This window comes from Streptomyces sp. TRD_SC_5 (assembly GCF_056836825.1).
In genome coordinates this window covers 354,357-374,839 of sequence record NZ_JBWZZS010000001.1, presented here as the reverse complement: position 1 = coordinate 374,839, position 20,483 = coordinate 354,357, and the positions used below count along the sequence as shown (strand labels likewise).

Annotated in this window: 11 protein-coding genes and 1 pseudogene; 7 read left to right on the top strand and 5 right to left on the bottom strand. The window is 70.0% G+C overall.

Annotated features, from left to right (window positions below; genetic code table 11):
* Window positions 1-54: 54 nt before the first annotated feature.
* The 4 genes from AC1P0E_RS01780 (at window position 55) to AC1P0E_RS01765 (ending at window position 5,799) form a co-directional block, all read left to right on the top strand.
* Complete coding sequence (locus AC1P0E_RS01780) at window positions 55-1,902, top strand: peptidoglycan recognition protein family protein (protein WP_482740371.1); 1,848 nt, start codon at window positions 55-57, stop codon at window positions 1,900-1,902.
* On the top strand, window positions 1,902-3,821 hold the full coding sequence (locus AC1P0E_RS01775; protein WP_482740370.1) for a PhoX family protein: 1,920 nt from the start codon (window positions 1,902-1,904) through the stop codon (window positions 3,819-3,821). The genes AC1P0E_RS01780 and AC1P0E_RS01775 overlap by 1 nt, the downstream gene beginning before the upstream one ends.
* Entirely contained in the window at window positions 3,818-4,171 is a 354-nt protein-coding gene (locus AC1P0E_RS01770) for a peptidoglycan-binding domain-containing protein (RefSeq protein ID WP_482740369.1), read from the top strand. The genes AC1P0E_RS01775 and AC1P0E_RS01770 overlap by 4 nt, the downstream gene beginning before the upstream one ends.
* 602 nt (window positions 4,172-4,773) lie before the next feature.
* A complete protein-coding gene (locus AC1P0E_RS01765) occupies window positions 4,774-5,799 on the top strand; it encodes an ArsR family transcriptional regulator (protein ID WP_482740368.1) in 1,026 nt (341 codons plus the stop codon).
* Window positions 5,800-6,099: 300 nt separating this feature from the next.
* Here the strand turns inward: AC1P0E_RS01765 and AC1P0E_RS01760 are convergent, their stop codons facing one another.
* The 4 genes from AC1P0E_RS01760 to AC1P0E_RS01745 all read right to left on the bottom strand — a co-directional run bounded on the left by AC1P0E_RS01760 (window position 6,100) and on the right by AC1P0E_RS01745 (window position 10,392).
* On the bottom strand, window positions 6,100-6,378 hold the full coding sequence (locus AC1P0E_RS01760; protein WP_482740367.1) for an HPr family phosphocarrier protein: 279 nt from the start codon (window positions 6,376-6,378) through the stop codon (window positions 6,100-6,102).
* A 145-nt stretch (window positions 6,379-6,523) separates the two neighbouring features.
* Window positions 6,524-8,542: a PTS fructose transporter subunit IIABC gene (locus tag AC1P0E_RS01755; RefSeq protein ID WP_482740366.1), complete on the bottom strand. Its 2,019-nt coding sequence runs from the start codon at window positions 8,540-8,542 to the stop codon at window positions 6,524-6,526.
* Window positions 8,543-8,686: 144 nt separating this feature from the next.
* Entirely contained in the window at window positions 8,687-9,634 is a 948-nt protein-coding gene (gene pfkB / locus AC1P0E_RS01750) for a 1-phosphofructokinase (protein WP_482740365.1), read from the bottom strand.
* Window positions 9,631-10,392, bottom strand: a complete 762-nt coding sequence (locus AC1P0E_RS01745; RefSeq protein WP_482740364.1) for a DeoR/GlpR family DNA-binding transcription regulator — start codon at window positions 10,390-10,392, stop codon at window positions 9,631-9,633. The genes pfkB and AC1P0E_RS01745 overlap by 4 nt, the downstream gene beginning before the upstream one ends.
* 376 nt (window positions 10,393-10,768) lie before the next feature.
* Between AC1P0E_RS01745 and AC1P0E_RS01740 the strand changes: the two genes are divergently transcribed.
* Window positions 10,769-12,793: a beta-galactosidase gene (locus AC1P0E_RS01740; RefSeq protein ID WP_482740363.1), complete on the top strand. Its 2,025-nt coding sequence runs from the start codon at window positions 10,769-10,771 to the stop codon at window positions 12,791-12,793.
* A gap of 110 nt (window positions 12,794-12,903) precedes the next feature.
* Entirely contained in the window at window positions 12,904-14,472 is a 1,569-nt protein-coding gene (locus AC1P0E_RS01735; protein ID WP_482740362.1) for a glycoside hydrolase family 53 protein, read from the top strand.
* Between the two features lie 220 nt (window positions 14,473-14,692).
* Here the strand turns inward: AC1P0E_RS01735 and AC1P0E_RS01730 are convergent.
* Window positions 14,693-15,769 (bottom strand): annotated as a pseudogene (locus AC1P0E_RS01730) (glycoside hydrolase family 43 protein); the annotation flags it as partial.
* A 201-nt stretch (window positions 15,770-15,970) separates the two neighbouring features.
* Here AC1P0E_RS01730 and AC1P0E_RS01725 point away from each other — a divergent pair.
* A complete protein-coding gene (locus AC1P0E_RS01725; protein ID WP_482740361.1) occupies window positions 15,971-20,449 on the top strand; it encodes a rhamnogalacturonan lyase family protein in 4,479 nt (1,492 codons plus the stop codon).
* The last annotated feature ends 34 nt before the right edge of the window (window positions 20,450-20,483 follow it).

Sequence of the window (20,483 nt, the reverse complement as noted above, 5' to 3'; positions counted from 1 at the left end):
CTCCTCCCGTTCTCCCCGGACTCGGAAACGGACTGCCAGAAGAAGATTGCGAGCATGTTCCCGGATCACTACAAAGAAGCCGGGGACATTGAATACAACTTCCTGGTCTGCCCACACGGCACGATCTATCAAGGCAGGGGCTACGAGCGGGGCGAGGCGAACGGCGGCGCCTACATCGACGTGGACCGCACCCGCAGTCTTGGCCGGAACACCTGCTTCTACTCAATCCAGGGAATGCTGGCCAAATCTGACGAGCCAACGGGCAGAATGCTGGACTCGATAAGGGATCTCATCTACCACCTGCGACATGAACTGCCGAGGGAGAAGAAGGCCGGAGGCCTGATATTCCCCCACAAGGCGGGTGGCTGGCCCACTGACTGCCCGGGCGAGATACTCTCCCGGTACGCCAAGAACGGTTCGCGCATCGACCCCGCCCCACCGGCGGATCCCGCTCCGGACTCCGAGGCGCTCCAGATCATTTCCAGGTCGAGTTGGGGAGCGCGTCCACCCAAGCAGGTGGCGAAGGTACCGACGTCGGAGCGCACAGGATTCGTGGTGCATTACTCCGCGGGCCCTCCCATACAGACCGTGCGGGTAATCCAGAACTACCACATGGATGGACAAGGCTGGTGGGACATCGGCTACAACTTCCTCGTGGACCGGGGCGGCCGCATTTTCGAGGGCCGCGGATGGCACAACGAGGGGTCGCACACGCGTAGTTACAACAGATCGCATATCGCGGTGTGCTTCATAGGCAGTGACGGGGACGCGACTTCGGCGGCGAAGGTGGCGATCCGCAGCCTGTACGAGAAGACGAACGCGGTGATCGGCCACCGGCTGCGCACCACGTATCACAGCGCCCTGGGTTCTACCGCCTGCCCGGGGAACGACCTGCGGTCGTGGGTCCGGGAGGGTATGCCGGTGAGCGGCCTGAAGGATGTCGTGGGCGGCGGCGGGGACTACACCGGCGGCGGTTCCGTACGGTCGGTCGCCTCACAGCAGAGCGCCGTGAACAGTCTGGGCTACAGCCCGGCCCTGGACGTCGACGGCATCTTCGGCCCCAGGACCGAAGCCGGCGTGAAATGGCTCCAGGCCAAGGTCGGTACGGATGTGGACGGCATCTGGGGGCCGGACACGGAGGCCGCGTACAAGGCGTACACCGGTACCGGCAACAGCTCCAACGGTCTGACCTCGATCCGGACCGTGGCCTCGCAGCAGAGCGCCGTGAACAGTCTGGGCTACAGCCCGGCCCTGGACGTCGACGGCACCTTCGGCCCCAGGACCGAGACCGGCGTGAAATGGCTCCAGGCCAAGGTCGGCAGCACCGCCGACGGACTCTGGGGACCCGCCACCGAAGCCGCGTACAACGACTTCACCGGTGGTGATGCCACCTACTCCGACGGCGGTCTGACGACGATTCGTTCAGTCGTCTACCAGCAGCACGCCGTGAACGGCCTGGGCTACAACCCGGCCCTGGGCGTCGACGGCATCTTCGGCCCCAGGACCGAGACCGGCGTGAAATGGCTCCAGGCCAAGGTCGGCAGCACCGCCGACGGACTGTGGGGACCGGACACGGAAGCCGCGTACGGGAGCTACCACGACGGCTCACGACTGACGGTGGACGGCGCGTTCGGGCCGCAGACGATCGCCGCGACACAACAGGCGATCGGCGTCACCGCCGACGGCGAGTGGGGACCTGCGTCCAAGCGCGCCCTGCAGCAGCACCTCAACACCTGGGCCGATGCGGGCCTGACCGTGGACGGCGATTTCGGTCTGGCCTCGGTGAAGGCCCTGCAGGGTCACCTCAACAAGATGATCGGCGCCGGTCTGGCCGTGGACGGCGACTGGGGCTCGGGCACCACCAAGGCTTTGCAGGCCGCGCTCAACCAGGGGAGGTTTTGATGCGGGACGACACGATGGGCACCACGGACAGCACAGGCTCCACGGACAGCACAGGCGCCACGGGCACCACGGGCGACCCGACAACAGGGCTGTCCCGGCGAGGCGTTGTCACGGGCGGAGTCCTGGCCGCCGCCGGTCTCCTCGGCCTGGGGACTTCGGGAGCCGCCGCCCTGCCGTCGGCCGCGAGCGCGTCGGCCGGGCGGTCCGGCGCGACGCCCCGGGGCCTGTCGTCCTTCACCGCGGTGGCGGCGAGTGAGGCGGATGCCGTCACGGTCCCGGCGGGTTGCACCGCCGAGGTGCTCGCCCCCTGGGGACAGGCCGTACGCGCGGCCGGGCCCCGATGGCGGGCGGACGGGAGCGGCACGGCGGCCGAACAGGCACAGCAGGTCGGCAGCCATCATCACGGCGTCCAGTTCTTCCCCCTGGGCGACGGTGCCGCGGGAAGCCGCCGCGGGCTGCTGGTCATCAGCCACGAGGCGACGGACCCCGATCTGCTGGGCGGCGAGGACGGCAAGGCGGTCGCCGCACAGGGCCTCACCGTGCTGGAGGTGCGGGAGTCCGGCGGCGTATGGAAGGCCGTGGATTCGGCGAACAACCGGAGGGTCACGGGCGACTCGCCGGTCCGGTTCTCCGGTCCCGTGGCGGTCGACGGCAGGTCGCGAGGCGTGCTGGCCTGCGGCGGGCACGGCGTCACTCCGTGGGGCACCTACCTGGCCGCGGAGGAGAACTTCAACGCTGCGTTCGGCACCGACGATCCCGACTGGCGACGCGGCGAGAAGCACGTCCGGTACGGCCTGTCCGCCGACGGCTTCGGCCACCCCTGGCACCGCAACGACCGGCGATTCGACCTGGCGGCCCGCGAAGCGAGACCGGACGAATTCGGCTGGATCGTGGAGTTGGACCCCCGCGCTCCTTCCTCCGTCCCGGTCAAGCGGACCGCACTCGGGCGCTTCATGCACGGCAGCGCCACGGTGACCGAAGCCGCCGGACGCCTCGTGGTCTACAGCACGGACGCCGAGGACGGCGAGTACCTCTACAAGTACGTCAGCGCGGACAGCTGGCGCCGACTGCGCGACCGGGGAAGGAGTCCGCTGGACCACGGCACCCTCTACGTGGCGAGGATCTCTCCCGACGGCGTCGGCCGGTGGCTGCCGCTCAGGCACGGCCACGGACCGCTGACCCGCGACAAGGGCTGGCACGACCAGGCCGACGTCCTGGTGCGCGCCCGACTGGCCGCGGACGCCCTCGGCGCCACTCCTCTCGCCCGGCCCGAGCGGGTCGCGGTGAACCCGCTCGACGGCGGCGTGTACCTTGCCCTCGCCAACAGCACCGGCGGCTCCTCGTGCGCGGGGGGCGGGGCGGCACAGGGTGTGGCTGCCGCAGGCCCCTGCGCCCGTGGTGCCGACCCCTACGGGCGCGTCATCCGCTGGCGCGAGGAGGAGGGCGGGGAGGAGACCGTGCCCTCCTTCCGCTGGGAGGAGTTCCTCGTCGCTGGTGACCCGGATCTGAGTGCTGACGGTGCGTTCGCCGCCCCCAAGGGCCTCTGGTTCGGCGCGGACGGAACGCTCTGGATCTCCACCGGTGTCTCCGGCCACGCCCTGAACAGCACCGCGGCGGCCTATCAGGCGGCCGGCAACAACGCCCTGCTGGCCGCCGATCCCACGACCAAGAAGGTCCGCCGCTTCCTCACCGCCCCACGCGGCGCCGAGGTCACTGGAGTCACCGCCACTCCTGACGGACAAACGCTCTTCGTGAACATCCAGCACCCCGGCGAGCGCACCGCCCGGTGGGGCGCCCCGGACGCCGCCAACCCCGGTGCGGTGAGTACCTGGCCGTCCGGGCAGCCGGGAAACCGCCCCCGCTCCGCCACCGTCGCCGTCCACCTGGTCCGAAACCCGCGTCGAAAGGAATCGTCATGAACATCAAGCCGGCCACTCTGTCAGCCACCACCGTTCTGCTCCTCGTGCTGGGAGCCTCAGCTCCGGCCGCCGGAGCCGAGCCCGCACCGTACGGCACCACCGCCGTCGCGGCCGATTGCCCCGAGGCCCAGAGCCACCCGGAGATCAGACGTGGTTCGACCGGCACCGCGGTCAAGAACGCGCAGTGCATGCTCAACAAGGGGGCGGGCTACATCAATGTGGAGATCGATGGGATCTTCGGCCGCATCACCGAGATAGCCACGAAGGACGCGCAAAGCCGGTGCGGCACAGATGTGGACGGCATCATCGGTCCCGACACCTGGCGCTGTCTGCACGCCTTCAACCAGTAACCGCCCCTGATGTGTGAGCGCTCAGGAGTTGCTTGACGCGGCAAGCGTGACTGCCGGCTCGGCCACGCTTTGACCCGGGTGAAGGGCTTATCGCTGGTGCGGGGATGAATGAAGATCCGCCGGCGTTCCATCGCCTTTGTCTGTTCCGGGGAATTCCTCATCCGCCGGACGAGTTCGAACGGGCCATCGCCGAAGCACGCCAGTGGCACGGCCAGAAAACTCAGGCCGCATAACCGAACGGCATATCTTGCTCACCGATCGGTCTCCTTCGCGAAGAGTGCCGTCTTGGGCTCAACCGGTCGCTGCAGCATCGCAGGTAGAACGGGAGCCGGAGGTGTTCTGGCGCGCCGGACACGGCCAACCCCCACGTGGTCCTGATACCGACGCCAGGAGCAGAGCCGCATGCTCCCGGCGCACCACCGGCCTGTACTTGAGCCCTGCATTGTCCCATGCGTAAGCGCCAATAAGTACGTGCCTCACGCTCGTTGAACCCCCGTTTATCGTTTCTTGATCGCAGCCACATACGATCGCCCGGCCGATCCCGCGCCGAACGAGCACTGGTGCGCTGTAGAGCAAGAGCCGAACGCAACTGGGGGAACGACATGCTCCGCATTCACTTCACCGATGTGGATCTGGCGAGGACCCGGCTCGCCTCCGCTCCTGATCCGCTCTCCGAGATCTCCGCGAGTCTGCACCGGCTCCAGTCCCGGAGGGGAAGGTGGGCCTTCGCCGGGTGGTACCGCACGACACGGCAACAACTGCGGGAGAAGGGGCTGGAGCGCGTCCTGCGGAGTGTTTTGCTGCCCTTGTATCCAAGGGCCGCGTACTATCCGGATTTTCTCACCCCGGTCGGTGCGGTGGGCGGACTGGACGTGGGACTGGAGTCAATTCTGGCTACGCCTCCGCAACGGGTCATGGAGGAGATGGTCATCCTCGACCGGACCGTCGGAGCACCTGCGTGGGCCGGGCAACTGGCCGGACCAGGAGCGCGCAAGGAGTTCGTGGGGGTGCTGCGCGCGTACTACGAGGTCGTCGTCGCCCCCTACAAGGAGCAGGTGCAGGCGCGTATCGAGGCCGAGAGGGCGGCACGCTGCCGCGGGCTCCTCGACGGAGGAGTGGAGGGCATGCTCGCGGGACTCGGGCCCATGCTGCGCTGGCGCCCTCCCGTCCTGGAGGTCGCTTACCCCAGGCAGACGGATGACCGGGACCTGCACCTGAACGGCCGTGGGCTCACGCTCGTCCCTTCGTACTTCAACTGGGGCGAGCCGGTTGCCTTCGCCGACCCGGGACTGCCACCCATGCTCTGGTACTCGCTGCTCCACGAGCCCGAGGTCCGCTCGGTGACTGGTAGTGCCCCCGAGCAGTCCCTGACCAACGTGCTCGGGCGTGCCCGAGCGGTCGCCCTGCGCGCCGCGTCCGCCGGCGCCACGACCGGTGAGATCGCCCGCGCTGCCGGAGTTTCGTCCTCCGCCGCCAGCAGACACGCCACCGCGTTGCGCGACGCGGGACTCATCACCACCGTTCGGAATGGTCCGACCGTGCTGCACACCCTCACACCCACGGGCGTATCCCTGCTGCGCGCCGCCATGCGCAAGGCTGAGGACGACGTCACGGGCACCGTCGTCTGAGCCGACGGTCCGGCGCCGAAGGCGGTTCGCACCAGATTCGGACTTCAACACCCCCGACGGCACGGTCACACCCTCCGCACCCGGGCCGAAGCCCGGATCAGGATCGCCACCTGGATCACCGACTTACTTCTACAACACACGTCGGCTGCACAGCGTGTGCGGATTCCAGAGTTCGATCGACTACGAACGCGAGTACCGAGCCGGCCTCGCCGTGGGACTGGCTGCATAGGGAGGACTCCGCGACCCGAGGGCATTGACAGGATCCCAGACCGCACCCTGCCTTGCGTGGGAGCAGGCGGGTCACCGCTGCTCCTGCGCGTCGAGGTCGGCGGCGACCAGTGCGGCCAGTTCGTCGATGGCGGTCTGCGCACCCTCCCCCTCGGCGGACAGTACGAGAGACTCACCGTGCTGGGCGCCGAGGGCGAGGACGGACAGCAGGCTCCGAGCGTCGACCGGGGTTCCTCCGTCACGGGCCACGGTCACCCGGACCGGCTGGCGGGCGGCCGCCTGTACGACGACCGACGCGGGGCGGGCGTGCAGTCCTGAGCGGGTACCGATGACGACAGTGCGCTGGGGCATGGGAGGACACTCCTGGGGGATACGGGACGGAGGCTGCCGGTGGTTGTGTGTGTTCCGCCGTGGAAGGCACAACGCTGTGCCGGTGGGCGGGTGCTGGCCCGGAATCGGTCGGGTTCCGGCCCGGGGCCTGAGCCCCGGGCCGTGGTCAGGCGGCCGCGGGCACCTTGGCGTCCGGAGCCGCCCCAGCCGCGGGAACGGTCTCGGTCGGCGCCGTCGCTCTGCGGCGGCTCTTGAGGAGGACGACCAGCGCGGCGGTGACCACCGTGCCGGCCGCGACGGCCAGCAGGTAGAGCAGCGGTTCGCCGATGAGGGGGACGACGAAGATGCCGCCGTGCGGGGCACGCAGGGTGGCGTCGAAAGCCATCGACAGGGCGCCGGTGACGGCTCCGCCGGCCATGGCCGAGGGGATCACGCGCAATGGGTCGGCGGCGGCGAACGGGATGGCTCCCTCGCTGATGAAGGAGGCGCCGAGTACCCAGGCCGCCTTGCCGTTCTCCCGTTCCGTCTTCGTGAACAGCTTCGCCCGCACGGTCGTCGCCAGGGCCATGCCCAGCGGCGGGACCATTCCGGCCGCCATCACGGCGGCCATGACCTTGAGGCTGCCGTCGGTCGGGGTCGCGAGGCCGCCCACCGCGAAGGCGTAGGCCACCTTGTTCACCGGTCCGCCGAGGTCGAAGCACATCATCAGGCCGAGCAGGACACCGAGCAGGACGGCGTTACCGCCGGACAGGCCGCTCAGCCAGTCGGTCATGGCCTTCTGGAGGGAGGCGATCGGCTTGCCGACGACGACGAACATCAGGAACCCGACGACCGCGGAGGAGATCAGCGGGATCACGACCACCGGCATGATGCCGCGCAGCACGGGCGGCACATGGACGCGCTGGACGGCCATCACCACCGCGCCGGCGATGAGACCGGCGGCGAGACCGCCGAGGAAGCCGGCGTTGATGGTCACCGCGATCGCGCCGCCGACGATGCCGGGCACCAGTCCGGGTCTGTCGACCATGCCGTAGGCGATGTATCCGGCGAGGACGGGGACGAGGAAGCCGAACGCGGCGCCGCCGATCTGGAACAGCAGGGCCGCCCAGCTCACGGCTTCACTCCACACGAAGTGCTCGGCCACCGAAGGGGCGTCACTGATCTCGTATCCGCCGATGGCGAAGGCGAGCGCGATGAGCAGACCGCCCGCGGCGACGAACGGCACCATGTAACTGACACCGGTCATGAGCCACTTGCGCAGACGGGTGCCGAAGTGGTCGCCGGGGGCGCCGGTGTCCATGGGCGCCGCCGTGGGGGCCGCGGCGGTCACCTCGCCGCGCTCGGCCCTGGACCGTACGTCGGCGATGAGTTCGGCGGGCCGGTTGATGGCCGCCTTGACACCGACGTCGACCGTGGGCTTTCCCGCGAACCGGGACTTCTCCCTGACCTCCACGTCGTGGGCGAGGATGACGCCGTCGGCGGCCGCGATCACGGCGGGGTCGAGCCGGGTGAATCCTGCCGAGCCCTGGGTCTCGACGACGACTTCGACGCCCTCGGTCTCGCCGGCCTTCTGGAGCGACTCTGCGGCCATGTAGGTGTGGGCGATACCGGTGGGGCAGGAGGTGACGGCCACGATGCGGAACGGGGCGGACACCGTGGCGGGGCCCGCCGGGGCGTCGGCCGGGGCCGGGAGGGCATCGGCGCGTGGAGCGTCACTCGCCGGGGCGCCGGCCGGAGCGGGCGCTTCCTCGCCCCGGATCAGGGCCGCGACCGCCGCCGCGTCGCTCTCCGCGCGGAGCGCGGCGGTGAACTCCGCGTCCATGAGCCGCCGGGCCAGGGACGAGAGGATCGTCAGGTGGTCGTCGTCCGCACCCGCTGGTGCGGCTATCAGGAAGATCAGATCGGCGGGCCCGTCGGGGGCGCCGAAGTCGATGCCGTCCGCGCTGCGGCCGAAGGCGAGGGTGGGGGCGGTGACGTGTTCGCTCCGGCAGTGCGGAATGCCGATGCCGCCGTCGAGACCGGTCGGCATCTGGGCCTCGCGTGCCGCCACATCGGCGAGGAAGCCGTCGAGATCGGTGACGCGGCCTGCCGCGACCATCCGCTCGGCGAGCGACCGGGCGGCGGCTTGCTTCGTGTCGGCGGACAGGTCGACATCGACCAGTCCTGCGGTGATCAACTCACTCATCACGCGGCTCCTTGCTCGCGAACCGCCGAAGGGGCGGTGGTGGGGACGTGGTACTGCGACACCCGTCCGGCCGGCCTCACCACGGGCGAGACCGAATGCCCGCGTACGCCGTACGCGTGCGGCGGGCGGGTTCCGGACGGACGGTCATGGCGCCGGCTCCCCGAGGGGGCGGTCCAGGGGGACGGACGCGGTGGTCATGACCGCCGCCAGGTCGAGGTCGGCCGGTGCGGGCATGACGCTGCCCGGCAGTTGGACGGCCGCTGTTCCGTGGGCGACCGCCGCTGCCAGCGCGGCGGGTCCGCTGCCGCCCGCGGTGAGGAAGCCCGCGAGGGAGGCGTCTCCGGCGCCGACGTTGCTGCGGACAGCGTTGGCGAGCGCGTGGCCGAACCAGGTGCCGGTGTCGTCCACCAGCAGCTGGCCGTCCGCCCCGAGGCTGGCGAGAACCGCCCGGGCGCCTCGCTCGCGCAGTTCCTCGGCCGCCTTGACGGCGTCGCCGACGGTGGCGAGGGGACGGCCGACGGCTTCGGCGAGTTCCTCGGCGTTGGGCTTGACCACGTCGGGCCGTTCCCGCAGTGCGGCGGTCAGGGCTGCCCCCGACGTGTCGAGGGCGACGCGGGCGCCGGCCCGGTGGATCCGGGCCACCAGCTCGGCGTACCACTCGGGGCGCAGACCGCGCGGCAGGCTGCCGCAGCAGGTGATCCAGTCCGCTTCCGCCGACCGGGCCCGCACAGCTTCCAGCAGCGCCTCGGCGTCCGCCGGGGTGAGCTCCGGGCCGGCCGCGTTGACCTTGGTGAGGGTGCCGTCGGGCTCGACGAGGGTGATGTTGACGCGGGTCGAGCCGGCGATCGGGACACCGGCGGCCTCGATGCCGTGCTCGCCGAGCAGCCGGTCGAGCAGGGCGCCCTCCGGGCCGCCGAGCGGTACGACGGCGATGGTGCGGTGGCCGGCCGCGGCGACGGCCCGGGAGACGTTGACGCCCTTGCCGCCGGGGTCGACCCGGTCCCTGGCCGCGCGGAGCACGGCTCCGCGCTCCAGGTACGGCAGTTCGTAGGTGCGGTCCAGGCTCGGGTTCGGTGTGATGGTCAGGATCATGCGCGTACGACCTCCGTACCCTGCCGTTCGATGGAGCGGGCGTCGTCGGTGCTGAGGCCCGTGTCGGTGATCAGCAGGTCCACGTCCGTGAGGTCACCGAAGCGGGCGAAGTGCTGCTGCCCGAACTTGGCGGAGTCGGCCAGCAGGACGACTCTGCGGGCGGCCCCGATGGCGGCCCGCTTTACGGCGGCCTCGGCGAGGTCCGGTGTGGTCAGGCCGCCCTCGACGTCGAATCCGTTGGTGGCCAGGAAGACCACGTCGGCCTTGATCTCCCCGTACGCGCGCAGGGCCCACGCGTCGACGGCGGCACGGGTGCGGTGCCGCACGCGTCCGCCGACCAGGTGGAGGGCGATGCCCGGATGGTCGGCGAGCCGGGCGGCGACGGGCAGGGCGTGCGTGACGACCGTGAGCGACGACTCCACCGGAAGGCCGGCGGCCAGCCGTGCGGATGTCGTGCCCGCGTCCAGAATCACGCTGCCGTCGGCGGGAAGTTCGGCGAGCGCGGCACGCGCGATGCGTTCCTTCTCGTCGGCGGCGACCGCGTCCCGTTCCGCGAGGTCCGGCTCGAAGTCGAGGTGGCCGGCCGGGATGGCGCCGCCGTGCACACGCCGCACCAGCCCCGCCCGGTCGAGAGCCTTGAGGTCGCGCCGCACGGTTTCCGCGGTGACCTGGAACTCCTCGGCGAGGGACAGCACATCCACCCGGCCGCTTTCGCGGGCCAGGCGCATGATCTCCTGCTGACGCTCCGCTGCGAACATGTGGTTTTACATCCGTTCCATGACCGAGCCTGTGGTTTTCGTGGAGACTACGCTCGGAAATCGGTGAAGTAAACAGATTCGGGCATGTGAACAGGTGGAAACAGGCTCGGTGGCCGGATGGCGCCCTGGCGGAGCCAAGGGGCCGGACGGAGCCCAGGCCTGCGACGAGCCTGCCGGACCGGGCAGGGACGTACTGGCCGCTCTCGCGCCGAGGGTGACGACGGTGGCCGCTCTGCATCTGTGAGCGTTCACAGCAGAGAAACGTCCCAGGCACTTGTCAATGGTTGTTCCTGTGCGGTTATGTTGCGCCATTGCATCGAGCTGGATGTGTGTACGTTCCCAGATGTTTGATTTTCCGACGCTTCAGGAGAGATTCATGCCGGAGACCACTCCCCAGGGCCTGAACCGGCTCGCCTTCGGCGGGGACTACAACCCCGAGCAATGGCCGGAAAGTGTCTGGCACGAGGATGTCCGGCTGATGCGCGAGGCCGGGGTCACCATGGTCAGCGTGGGGGTTTTCTCCTGGGGCTTGCTCGAACCGGAGCCCGGCGTCTACGACTTCGGCTGGCTCGACCGGTTGCTGGACCTGTTGCACGAGAACGGCATCCGCGTCGACCTCGCAACGCCCACGGTCGCCCCGCCCGCGTGGTTCTACCGCGCTCACCCCGACGCCCTGCCGGTCAGCCGTGAGGGCATGCGGTACGCATTCGGCTCACGCGGCGCGATCTGCCACAGCAGCCCCGCCTACCGCGAGGCCGCCGCACGCATCACCACCGAGCTTGCCCGGAGGTACGCCGGGCACCCGGCCCTCGCGATGTGGCACGTCCACAACGAGTACGGCGTGCCCGTCAGCGCCTGCTACTGCGGCGACAACTGCGCCGCACACTTCCGCCGCTGGCTCGAAGCGCGCTACGGGACGATCGAGGCAGTCAACGAGGCCTGGGGCACCGCCTTCTGGGGCCAGCGCTACACCGTGTACGAGCACATCGACCCGCCGCGCATCACCCCCACCACCGGCAACCCGGCCCAGCAGCTCGACTACCGCCGCTTCGCCGACGCCACCATGCGCGAGAACTTCTGCGGCGAGCGGGACATCCTGCACCGGCTGTCCCCAGGCGTCCCCGTCACCACCAACTTCATGACCGCGCTGAGCCAGTGCGACACGGTCGACTACTGGGCCTGGGGCCGCGAGGTCGACCTGGTCACCAACGACCACTACCTGATCACCGACGGCCGGCGTACGCACGTCAACCTCGCCATGGCCGCCGACCTCACCCGCTCGGTCGCGGGCGGCGCGCCCTGGCTGCTGCTCGAACACTCCACCAGCGGCGTCAACTGGCAGCCCCGCAATCCCGCCAAGCGCCCCGGCGAAATGGCCCTCAACTCCCTCGCCCATGTGGCCCGCGGCTCCGAAGGCGCCATGTTCTTCCAGTGGCGCCAGTCCCGCAAGGGCGCCGAGAAGTTCCACTCCGCGATGCTGCCGCACGCCGGCACCGACTCCCGGATCTGGCGCGAAGTGGTCCGGCTCGGCACCGACATCGACTCCCTCGCCGCGCTGCGCGGCACCCGAACCGTTCCCGACGCCGCCATGGTGTGGGACTGGACGTCCTGGTGGGCACAGAGCCTGGAATGGCGCCCCAGCGAGGACCACGACGCGCGTGAGCGCGCCGACACCTTCTACGAAACGCTCTACGACCGCCACCTGACCGTCGACTTCGCCCACCCCGAGGCCGACTTGGCCGCCTATCCGCTGGTCGTCGTCCCTGCCCTGTACCTCGCCACCGAGACCGCCGGGGACAACCTCCGGCGCTACGTCGAGACCGGCGGCACCCTCCTCGTCTCGTACTTCTCCGGGATCGTCGACGAGCACGACGCCGTGCATCCGGGCCCTTACCCGGGCGCGCTGCGCGACGTACTGGGCCTGACCGTCGAAGAGTGGTCGCCGCTCGGTGAAGGCGAGACGGTACGGATCACCGGCCCTCAACAGGCATCGCTCACCGCCGACGTGTGGACCGAGTTCGTAGTGCCGCGCGGCGCCGAGACCGTATGGACGTACGCCGACGGGCCGGCCGGGGGCAGCCCCGCCGTCACCCGTCACCGCCTCGGCAAAGGCACCGCCTGGTACGTCTCCACCCGGCTCGACCCGCTCGCGCTGAACACCATCCTCAACGCCGCATGCGAGGACGCCGGCATCGCCCCCCGTACGGAACTGCCCTGCGATGTCGAGCTGGTACGCCGCTCAGGCGACAGCGGCGAGTACCTCTTCGCCATCAACCACACGACGCAGGACACCAAAGTGCCGCTGGCGACCCCCGGCACCGAACTTCTCGGCGGTGAACGTGCCGCCGGGCACCTCACCGTCCCGGCCGGCGCCGTGAAGGTCGTACGGCTTGACGCCTGACACCCCCAGAACCCCCGGGGGCGGCCGCCGAGCCGCCGGCCGCCCCCGGGTGCACCACCGCACCAACCTCACCACCTACTCCCGCCCTCCGCCGTCGAAGGGACTCGACGATGCACGCAGCCAGACGCCGCACCATCGGCAGAACACTCAGAGCCGCAGTCCTGCCCGTGCTCGGCGCCCTGCTGATCACCGCGCTGCCCGGTCAGTCGGCCGGCGCCGCCTCCACGCTCACCAACACCGGCTTCGAATCAGGCACGTCGGGCTGGTCCACCTACTCCGTCGCCGGACAGAACGCGGCCTCGTACGCCGAGCCAGGCGGACGCAGCGGCAGCAACCGTCTCGCCCACTGGGCGTCTTCCGCGTACAAGGTCGAGACGTACCAGTACCTGTCGGGGCTCAGCAACGGTACTTACAAGCTCAGCGCCTGGGTGCGGTCGAGCGGCGGTCAGAACTCCGCGTACCTCGCCCTGCGCAACTGCGGGTCCGCCGAGCAGCGCACCGATCTGCCGGTCACTCCCAACGGCGCGTGGATTCGCCTCGTCACCTCGGTGAAGGTGACCGGCGGGCAGTGCACCGTCAGTATCAACTCCGATGCCAAGGCCGGGAACTGGCTCAACGTCGACGATCTCTCCTTCACACCGGGATCGACCGGGCTCGGCGTCAAGGGTGTCGACGTGTCGATGCTGAAGAAGAGCGAGGACTTCGGTGGCACCTACCGCACCGGCGGGGGCACGACCGGGGACGCTCTCGGCATCCTCGAGTCCGCCGGTGCCAACTACGGCAGGCTCAAGGTCTGGGTCGACCCCGCCGACGGCTACAACGACAAGGCGCGGGTGCTGCAGATGGCACAGCGCATCAAGGACCGGGGCATGAAGCTGCTGGTCGACTTCCACTACTCCGACGTCTGGGCCGACCCGGGTGCCCAGACGAAGCCCGCGGCCTGGGCCTCGCACTCGTACAACCAGCTCACCACGGACGTCTATGACCACACGTACGACGTGCTGAGCGCCTTGAAGGCGCAGGGCACCACCGCCGACATGGTGCAGATCGGCAACGAGATCAACACCGGCATGCTGTGGCCCGAGGGGTCCACGGACAACTGGAACCAGACCGCCGGCCTGCTCAAGTCCGGCATCAACGCGGCCAAGGCGGTCTCGTCATCGACGCAGACCGTCCTGCACCTGGCTCACGGCGGCGACAACGGCCTCTACCGCTGGTGGTTCGACAACGCGACCGCGCAGGGCGTGAACTTCGACATCATCGGACTGTCCTTCTACGGCTACTGGCACGGAGACCTGTCCGACCTGCAGGCCAACCTCGACGACATCTCCGCCCGCTACGACAAGCCGGTCGTGGTGGCCGAGACCGCCTACCCCTTCCGCCTCGACAGCTTGGACAGTCATGAGAACATCATCGACCTGAGCAGTGAGCTGCTCCCCGGCTACCCGGCGAGCGCCGCAGGGCAGTCGGCCTGGCTGCGCGATGTGATGAACGTGGTCGAGGCCGTGCCGAACGGCCGTGGTCTGGGCGTCCTGTACTGGGACCCCACCTGGACGGCTGTCACGGGCAACGGCTGGGACCCGGCCGACCCCTCGTCCGGCAACGGCTGGGAGAACCAGGCCCTGTTCGGCTACGACAACAAGCTGCTTCCGGCGGCGAACTGGTTCAACCACCGCTGACACACGGCGCATTGCGGCGGGGCGGGCTCCGACGAGCCCCGCCCCGCCCCCGCTCTCCGCCCCTCCGCCCCTCCGCCCGATGAGCCTGCGGCGCAGCGCCCTCGCGTCCAACGCGGTGAGCGGGACCGCTCCGCCGTACGCCGCCGGGCACGGAGCCGCTCCGGAACGAGGGGCGAGGGGCCCCGGGCGGGAGCGGCGCGCCTCAGCCGCCGAGCCGGCGCAGCAGCCGGTCGTACTCCGCCCGGGTCACCGGCGTCACGCTGCCGTGCCGCGGACCGGCGGGCAGGTCGTAGTCCCTGGACGCGGTCCACCGGCCGGAGTCGAGGTCGGTGGTTTCGAACGGCACGTACCCCCGCCCGCCGAACTCGTCGACGAACAGGTACCACTTGTCCTCGGTGTTCGACTTGAAGACCGTCGGTCCCTCGCCGCGCTCCACGGCGCCCTTGCCGATGCAGTCGGCGACGAAGCCGTACGAGGGCGACCGCAGGTTCGCCGACCTTTCCTGGGTGATGAACTTCGAGCAGGGTGAGCCGGAGGACGGATCACGCTCGTCCTTGGTGAAGCGGTGGTACACCCCTTCGTGGCTGATCACGGTCGAGTCGATGACCGAGTAGCCCGGGTCGTTCCACACCTTGGGTTCGCTGAACGTGCGGAAGTCCCTGGTCGTCGCGTACAGCATCCTGTTGTAGGTCGAGCCGGTGTGTTCCGGGTCGTCCTCGGGGTACAGCTTCGAGGCCCAGAACACCACGTAGCGGCCGATCGTCGGGTCGTAGTACGCCTCGGGCGCCCAGGTGTTGCCCGCCGCCTCGGAGGACACCTCCACCAGGCGCGGGCCGGTCCAGCGCACGAGGTCCCTGGACTCCCAGACCACGATCGACCTGCTGCCGGTGCGCTGCACCTCGTCCCAGCTGCCGCTGCTGCCCGCGTGCATGCGCAGGTCGGTGGCGATCAGGAAGAACCGCTTGCCGCTGGGGGACGACCGTACGAGGAACGGATCGCGCACGCCCCGCTCGCCGAGATCCGAGGTCAGTACGGGCTTGCCGCCGTTGAGTTCCCGCCACCGCAGGGGGTCGTCGCCCTCGCTGAGCGCCATCCGGATCTGCTCGCCGTCGGCCTTGCCCTCGCCGGTGAAGTAGGTGAAGAGGTAGCCGGCGTAGGCGGGTTGCGGTGGGTCCTCCAGGTGGCGCGGCCCGGCGTGTGCGGAACTGGCCGGCGCGCCCAGAACGTGGGTGTACGCCACCAGGGCCAGAAACGCGAGGAGTGGGACAAGCAGTGTGCGTACGCTGCGAGATCGCATGACCATCCCGTGAGGTCGAGGGCTTCCGAAGAATTTGATGGATTCAATCCGGGAGGCGTCCGGGCGTTTCGTCCGGGCATTGTGGCCAGGCGGCCACCGGAGCGTCAACGGGTCCGAGGCCAGGGTCCCATCATCCGGACGTCGCACAACTTCCTTGCTGTACAAGGGTTGACCTGGTGATGAACTGTTGGGAACCTGCCCATGCCCAGCCTGCGCGCTTCCCGCCGCCGAGGCACCCCGCATTCCTCTGCCACAGCGGTTCGAGCGTTGAGTGAAGATGAATCGATTCATGGAGCCGCACAGATGAGACCGGAGGCAGGTATGTCCCCAAGACGTGGCCCGGGCCGAAGATGGAGGCGACGGCGGTGCGCAGCGGTCCTGATCTGCGCCGCCCTGCTGCCGGTTCTTGCCGGCGTACCGGCGCCCTCGGCGTCCGCCGCCGAGACCGCCCGGCTCAGGGCCTTCGACTTCGGCACCGCGACGAGCGCTGTCTCGGCAGGCTGGACCAGAGTGCCGGAAGCGGCCGCCTACACCCGCGAGGCCGGCTTCGGCTTCGTCGACACGACGGCGGTCACCTCGGCCGACCGGGCGACGGACGACCCGCTGCGCTCCGACTTCGTCACCGTCGAGCGGACCTCCTTCCTGGTGGACCTGCCACCCGGTGACTACACGGTCTCGCTCGTGGCGGGCGACGCCGACGCCGCCACGGACATCGCCGTCACAGCCGAGTCGATGGTGAAGGTGCGGCCCACGGCGAAGCAGGCCGGCCAGTACCTCGAGATGTCGTTCGACATCGCGCTGGTGGACGAGCAGTTGACGCTCGACTTCTCCGGCACGGCCGCGAAGATCAACGCCCTGGCCGTAACCCGCCGGCCGGCCCGGACACCCGGCACCCTCCCCACCGTCCACCTCGCCGGTGACTCCACCGTCCAGACGTACGACCCGTACTGGGCGCCGCAGGCCGGCTGGGGCCAGATGATCAGTCGTTTCTTCACCGACCGGGTGACCTTCGACAACCACGCCATCGGCGGCCGCAGTTCGAAGAACTTCCTCACCCAGGGCCGCCTGGACGCCGTGCTGCTGGCGCTGCGGCCCGGCGACTTCTTCATGGTGCAGTTCGGCCACAACGACGCCACCAAGGGAGTCGACGACCGGTACGCCTCCCCCGCGGACTACAAGGAGTACCTGCGCACCTACGTCGAGGGCGCCCGGCAGCGCGGCGCCACACCGATCCTCGTCACACCGGTGTCCCGGCGGTCCTTCGACCCGGCCACCGGCATGTTCAACGTCTCCTTCCCCGAGTACGTGGCCGCGATGAAGCAGCTCGCCGCCGAGGAGAACACCGCTCTGGTCGACCTTTCCGCTCTCAGCCGCGCATACCTCGACACCGTCGGACCACAGGAGGCGAAGTCCGTCTTCCTGCACGTACCGGCCGGGGTGTACCCGAACCGGCCCGCCGGCACCACCGACGACACCCATTTCCAGGAGTACGGCGCCATCCGGATGGCCCGGCTGGTGGCGGACGGGACAGCCGCACTCGACCTGCCGCTGTCGCACCAGGTCAAGGGGACCGAACTCCCCGACCGCGTCCCCCCGAAGCCCACCGGACTCACCACGCGCAGCGTCACCGGCTCCGGGGCCGAGCTCTCCTGGGCCGCCACACCGGGCACGGACATCTACCGGGTGCTCCGCAAGGAAGCAGCCCAGGGCGACGACGCCTATACGCTCGCGGGCACCTCTGTCCTGCCCCGGGCCGAGCTGTCGGGCCTGGCAGCGGGCCGTGCGTACGACATCCGGGTGGTGGCCGTCAACGGCCGCGGCGACTCCGCGCCCTCCGACGTGCTGCGCCTCACGACCCGTACGCCCCGGTACCGGTTCGACTTCCAGCCGGCCGGCGCCCCGCTCGCCGCCGGGTACACCGAGGTCACCCGCACCACCGCCTACACACCTGAGCGCGGTCACGGACTCGCCGACGCGACCGGCATGATCGAGCGTGATCGAGGCGAGGGCACCGGCGACCTGGAGCGCGATTTCGTCGCCCACTTCGGTGGTCGCTACGAGTTCAGACTCGACGTACCCAACGGCCGGTACGCGCTCAACGCCCATGTCGGCGACACCCTCGGCACCGCCAGGACCGACCTCACCGTCGAAGGCAGAAACGTGGGGCAGGTCTCCGCGAGCAGAAAGATCACGGAGCGTGCGTTCAACGGGATCGAGGTCACCGACGGACAGCTGAACGTGGTGATCAGCGGTCAGACCGCCCACCTCAACGGACTGGACGTCACCCCCGTCCTCACCTCCCCGAGCGGGCTCGCCCTGACGGGCCTCGACATCGCGGGGGAGACGGCCACGGTCGACCTGGCCTGGGACGCCTCCGAGGAGGCCACCGCCTACCGGATCTACCGCAAGGACGGCGACCGGATGCGGCAACTGGCCCAGACGGAGCGCCCGTCGTACACCGACACCGGAGCCGGCGTCGGGCTGGAACACCTCTACGCCGTCACGACGGTCGACGCCTCGGGGCAGGAGTCCGTACGCTCCCAGCCGCTCGCGGTCGTGGCCGTCGACCCGGCCGTGGCGAAGGCGGCAGTGCCCGCCGGGCTGAGGCTCCACGGCAAGGCCGGCAAGAACGAACTGTCGCTCCGCTGGAAGCGGGCCCCGCGGGCGCTGTACTACCAGGTCTACCGTGCCGAGCAGAAGGACGGCCCTCATACGCTCATCGGCACGACCGACCGCACCCGGTACACCGACAACGACGTCCTGACCACCGTCGAATACCACTACACCGTGGCCTCCGTGAACGCCGGCGGCGTGTCCGGGCGGTCCGCCGCGCTCACCACGCCCGCCGTGACCACCCTGGTCCGCGGGATGGAGCGGCTGGATCGCGCCCCCGTCGCCGTGGCCGCGGGCGACGGGGTGTACATCGGCTGGCGGATGCTCGGACTCGACCCGTCGGGCATCTCGTTCGACGTGTACCGCGACGGGAAGAGGATCAACCGCGAGCCGGTCACCGGGAGCACCGACTACACCGACCCGGAGGGCGGCGCCGACTCGGCCTACCGGATCGTGGCGCGCGGCGGGGACCCACGGCACCGCACCACGGCCGAGTTCGGGGTGTGGTCTCGGCAGTACCGCGATGTGCCCCTCGACAGGCCGGCCGACGACCACACCGAGGACGGTCAGCCGTACTCCTACACCGCCGGCGACGCGAGTGCGGGAGACGCGGACGGAGACGGCACGTACGAGATCTTCCAGCTGTGGCAGCCCACCAACGCCAAGGACAACTCCAAGAGCGGCTACACGGGCCTCGTGTACCTCGACGCGTACCGTCTCGACGGCACCCGACTGTGGCGGATCGGCCTCGGCAGGAACATCCGTGCCGGTGCGCACTACACGATGCCCATGGTCTACGACCTGGACGGGGACGGCAGGGCCGAGGTCGTCATGAAGACCGCCGACGGCACCACCGACGGCGCGGGCACGGCCATCGGCGACCCCGGCCTCGACCACCGCGACTCCAGCGGCTACATCCTGCGGGGCGCCGAGTTCCTGACCGTCTTCGACGGACTGACCGGCGAGGCCGTCGACACCGTGCCGTACGACCCGCCGCGCGGTGAGGTCGCCGCGTGGGGCGACGGCTACGGCAACCGGGTCGACCGCTTCCTCGCCTCCGTCGCCTACCTCGACGGTGAGAGACCCAGCGTCGTCTTCAGCCGCGGCTACTACACGCGGGCGGTGATCGCGGCCTACGACTTCGACGGCACCGGCCTGCGGAAACGCTGGACCTTCGACTCCGAGGACGCGGGCAACGGCGCGTACGCCGGCCAGGGCAACCACCAGATGTCCGTCGCCGATGTCGACGGCGACCAGAAGGACGAGATCGTCTTCGGTTCCGCGACCGTCGACGACGACGGAACGGGCCTCTACAGCACCGGACTCGGCCACGGGGACGCCCTCCACGTCGGCGACTTCGCCCCCGCCCGCGGCGGCCTCGAGGTCTTCGCCGCACACGAGAGCATGACCGACAGCGGCAACCGCGGGGCGACCATGCGCGACGCGCGCACCGGAAAGGTGCTGTGGTCGATGCCCGCCGACCAGGACACCGGCCGGGCCGCGACCGGCGACATCGACCCCGCACACCCCGGCGCCGAGTCGTGGGCCGTCACCTCCGACGGTGTGTGGAACTCCCGCGAGGGGGAGATGAGAGCCGCCGACTCCACCCTGCTCGGTACGCGCATTCCGGCGGCGAACTTCGCGGCCTGGTGGGACGGTGACCCGCTCCGCGAGATCGTCGACCACGACTTCGACGAGCAGGCCGGCCACGGCGTCGGCACCATCAGCAAGTGGCACCCGGGCCGGCAGGAGGCCGTGGAGATCCTCCGCGCCGACGGCACGCTGTCCAACAACCACACCAAGGGAACGCCCGTCCTGCAGGCCGACCTCATCGGCGACTGGCGCGAGGAGATCATCTGGCGGAACGAGGACAGCACCGCTCTGCGCATCCACACCACCACCGACCGGGCGGAGTTGAGGCTGCGCACCCTGATGCACGACCCGCAGTACCGCACGGCGGTCGCGTGGCAGAACACCGGCTACAACCAGCCGCCGCACCCCGGCTTCTTCATCGGCGCCGGGATGCGGACCCCGCCCGCGCCGAGCATCCGCTACAGCGGCCGATGACCACCCCGCCAACTCCCTTCGTACCACCCGTTGA